This window comes from Xanthobacter sp. BG11Y11_SDJG (assembly GCF_057364445.1).
In genome coordinates, this window is the sequence record NZ_JBNFNU010000784.1 from 1 (window position 1) to 832 (window position 832).

The following is an 832-nucleotide window of genomic DNA, read 5'->3' on the forward strand; positions in this document are numbered from 1 at the left end:
TGGGCCAGCCGTCATACTCATCGATGGCCCTGAGTAGCCCGCCGAGGGCGACAGGGTCCGTGAGAGCCGCGCGGTGGACGACCTTCGGCCGCTCCAGGGCGTCCTTCAAAGGCGAGGTCGGGTCCGTTTCAGCCCGCAGCGTGGCAATGGCATAGCGGAAGACGCTGCCGATGGCCGAGCGCAGGCGACGTGCCGATTCTCTGCGGCCGCTTCGCTCCACCTGGCGCAGGATGTCCAGAACCTCCACCGGCTTGATCTCGGTGATGGGGCGGCTGCCGAGCGCCGGCCCGGCGAGCGTCTCCAGCAGCCACTTGTTCTTCTTGATGGTGGCGTTTGCCGACTCTCGCGTTTCCAGGCGCGCGATATATTCGGCCGCGAGCAGGGCGAAGTTATTGCCCGTGGAGATAGTCGCGTTGACCTTCTCGAGCTTGCGGGCAGTCGAAGGGTCCTGGCCGTCCAGCAGCAGTTTCTTGGCCTCATCCCGCTTCTGGCGCGCATCGGCGAGAGAGACGGTGGGGTAGGGGCCGAACGAGATCTGCTTGGGTTTGCCGAGGAACCGGTAGGCGAGACGCCAGATTCTGCTGCCGCTCGGATTGACGAGAAGATGGAGGCCGCCCCCGTCAAATAGCTTGTATGGCTTGTCCTGCGGCTTCGCATTGCGCAGCGCCATGTCCGTCAGCGCCATGTAGGCACGCTCCCTTTGTAGGCATCGAGACGCCTACAAACTTGCCTACATGCCTACAGGATTCAAGCGGACGAGATGGGATCAGACTGGACGTCAGGAGCGCCTATCTCTTTGAAATCAAAGCGATATTGGACATTTTCGGACGCT

General features: G+C 62.5%; 1 protein-coding gene. It reads right to left on the reverse strand.

The features are described 5' to 3' along the window. On the reverse strand, positions 1–685 hold a 685-nt coding region (locus tag AC2W7M_RS26510), incomplete at its 3' end, for a tyrosine-type recombinase/integrase (RefSeq protein ID WP_486136167.1). Positions 686–832: the final 147 nt, after the last annotated feature.